This is a genomic window from Mesorhizobium sp. M1E.F.Ca.ET.041.01.1.1, from assembly GCF_003997355.1.
Lineage (GTDB): Bacteria > Pseudomonadota > Alphaproteobacteria > Rhizobiales > Rhizobiaceae > Mesorhizobium.
The window spans coordinates 1-2,825 of the sequence record NZ_RZSL01000687.1 but is presented as its reverse complement, the minus strand read 5'-3'; the positions used below and the strand labels follow the sequence as shown (position 1 = coordinate 2,825).

2 protein-coding genes are annotated in these 2,825 nt (G+C 65.8%); one reads left to right on the top strand and one right to left on the bottom strand.

Annotated features, from left to right (window positions below):
* Positions 1–203 precede the first annotated feature (203 nt).
* Positions 204–1,037: an AraC family transcriptional regulator gene (locus tag EOA38_RS32595; RefSeq protein WP_126094438.1), complete on the bottom strand. Its 834-nt coding sequence runs from the start codon at positions 1,035–1,037 to the stop codon at positions 204–206.
* A gap of 144 nt (positions 1,038–1,181) precedes the next feature.
* On the opposite strand from EOA38_RS32595, the gene EOA38_RS32590 reads away from it, so the two are divergent.
* Positions 1,182–2,714 carry a winged helix-turn-helix domain-containing protein gene (locus EOA38_RS32590; protein ID WP_126094437.1) on the top strand — a complete coding sequence of 511 codons (1,533 nt, stop codon included), beginning with the start codon at positions 1,182–1,184 and terminating at the stop codon, positions 2,712–2,714.
* Positions 2,715–2,825: the final 111 nt, after the last annotated feature.

Sequence of the window (2,825 nt, the reverse complement as noted above, 5' to 3'; positions counted from 1 at the left end):
GTAGGCGCCTTTTCCTTCTCCCCTTGCGGGAGAAGGTGGATCGGCGCGCAGCGCCGAGACGGATGAGGGGTGTTCCAGCGGAGTGAGACGTCTGCTCCAGTCGTGGCGTCTAACGCTGGCGAAGGTCTGCGCCAAGCTGGAACACCCCTCATCCGTCGCCTTCGGCGACACCTTCTCCCACAAGGGGAGAAGGGAAAAGCGTCTCAACCTTTCACCGGCACCCAGATTTCCAGCCCGCCATTGCCGGTATCCGGATCGAATTCAGGCCCGTAGCGCTCGAATTCCGGCGAGTCGGCGATCTCATGGCCGGAGCCCGGCAGCCATTTGTTCCAGATCGTGTTGACGGTCCGGCGGATGGTCGAGATGTGCTCGCGATGCGCGAACACCGCATATTTCTGCGCTGGCACCCGCACGCGATAAAACTCCTTGGGCAGGTCGGAGAAATCCGACACTTCGACGCCGGCGATGTAGTCGAAATTGCCGGCGTCGTCGCCATTGACGCAGACGCCGTAGAAGACGCCGGGGACTTCGCCGGGGATGTTGCCGATATAGGGCCCGAAGCGCTGCCACTGCATCGGAATGCCGGCGCTGGTCTCGCAGCTGTAGCGCTCGCCGAGACCGGCGATGAGGAAGGGGCGGCTGGTCTCGAAGCGCGGCGACTCGAGCGTGGTGAGAAGGGAACTGTCCATTAGAATAGGCTCCACGAGGTCGAGGGTCTGGGTCGAGCCTTGCGCGCGCACCAACTCCGGCGTGGTGCCGAACTGCTCGCGAAAAGCCCGCGTGAAAGCCTCATGCGAGCCATAGCCGGCTTCGAGCGCGACGGCCAGGATATCGCGCGCGCCGCCGGCAAGCTGGCGCGCCGCTTCGCTGAGCCTGCGCGCCCGCATATAGCCCATGACAGACCGTCCGGTGGCGGCGCCGAAGGCACGCGTCACGTGGAAGCGCGACACGCCGCTGCTTGCCGCGACATCGTCGAGCGAAATCGCATCGGGCAGATGGCTTTCGACAAACCACAGCGCTTTCTCGGTCGGGTTCATGGCTCCTCGCATTTGGCGGGGCGACACTAGCCACCGCGCCGACAGCCAGTTTGATCGAAATTGCGCAGTGGGCAATAATGGCGATGCGCATGCCCCGTTGAGCGGGATCGATCGGGTATTGCGCGGGCCGGGAAGGGGTTCCCGATGACGACGGCGACGGCCGATCAGGTCTTCCGGTTTGGCGGGTTCACGCTCGACCTTGCCAAGGGGACGCTGTGCGGCGTCAACGAGCCGCTCTACCTCCGGCCGAAAGCCTACGCGCTGCTTTCGCATCTCGCCCGCAACATGGGCCGCGTCGTTCCGAAATCGGAGCTGATGGATGTCGTCTGGCCGGGCGTCTATGTCACCGAGGATTCGCTCACCCAATCGATCCGCGAGATCCGCAAGGTGCTTGGCGACGATATGGTCCGCACCGTCTCCAAGCGAGGCTATATGCTTGCCGCCGAGGCCGAGGCCGCACCTGAGATCAGCAGCCAGCCGATCGTGGCGGTGGTGCGCTTTCGCAACGACAGCGGCGATCCGGCCGACGAGGCGATGGTCGACGGCTTTGCCGAGGATATCATCAATGGCGTGGCGCGCTTCGGTACCGTCACGGTCCTGGCGCGCAATTCGAGTTTCTCCTTCGCTTCCTTCGGCCGCGCCGAGTGGCCGCAAATCCGTGCCCGCATCGGCGCCGACTACCTTGTCGAGGGATCGCTTCGCCGCCAGGTCGAGCATGTCGTGGTGGCTGTCAGCCTCGTCGATATCGCCACCGGGAGCCAGCTCTGGGGCGACCGCTACCAGTCGCAAGGCGCCGGCCTGTTCGCGATCGAGCGGGAGATTGTCGAACAGATCGTCAGCCGGCTGGTCACGCGGGTCACCAATGCCGGGCTGGAGCAGGCCTCGCGCAAGCCGGTGACCAGCCTTGCCGCCTACGAGCTTCTGCTGCGCGGCTTTGCGCTGCTGCGCGACCCGGCCCAGACCGACCAGCGCGGCGCCGAGGCCTTGTTCGAAGCGGCGATCGCCAAGGATCCGAATTACGGGCTGGCCTACACCTATCTCGCCTTGGCGCGGGCACTGGATGGGGAATTCGGACGCGCCAGCGACGCGGTGCTGGAAAATGCCCGCGACCTCGCCGACAAGGGACTGGCCCTATCGCCCGACCAGCCGACGGGGCATCGCGTGCAGTCGCTGATCCGCCTCTATATGCGCGACCATGTGGCGGCCGAGCATCACATGCGCATCGCGCTGCAGCTCAATCCTTACGATGCCGACAGCATCGAGCAGATGGGCATGCTGCTCACCATGCGCGGCCGGCCGCTGGAGGCGCTGACCTGGCTGGCGCGCGGCATCCGCATCGATCCGCTGCACCCGCACTGGTACCAGTTCGACCGCGCGCTGGCGCTCTACATGATGGGCGAATACCGGCAGGCCGCGGAAGCGCTGGAACTCGCGACGCGCCCCGCGCCCTGGATCAGGACGCGGCTGGCAGCCTGCTATGCCCAGATGGGGGAGATGGAGAAGGCGCGGCGGCAGATCGCCCTCATTGGCGAGGGCGAACCTTTCTCTCCGCTCGATTACGCCCTCCGAGGCGTGCCGTTTGAAAATCCGGCCGATGCCGAGCATCTCGCCGAGGGCGTCAGACTTGCCCTCGGCGTCGCGGCGTCCGCCGGTCAATCGACGACGACCACGATGTAGCGGCCCTGATAGAGCCGGTAATAGGTGCCGCCGCAGCGCCAGACGTCGAAGCCGTTGACCTTGGTGCGGACGCAGCCGGGCGGCAGCGTGGCGACCCAGGTCGTGGTGTGC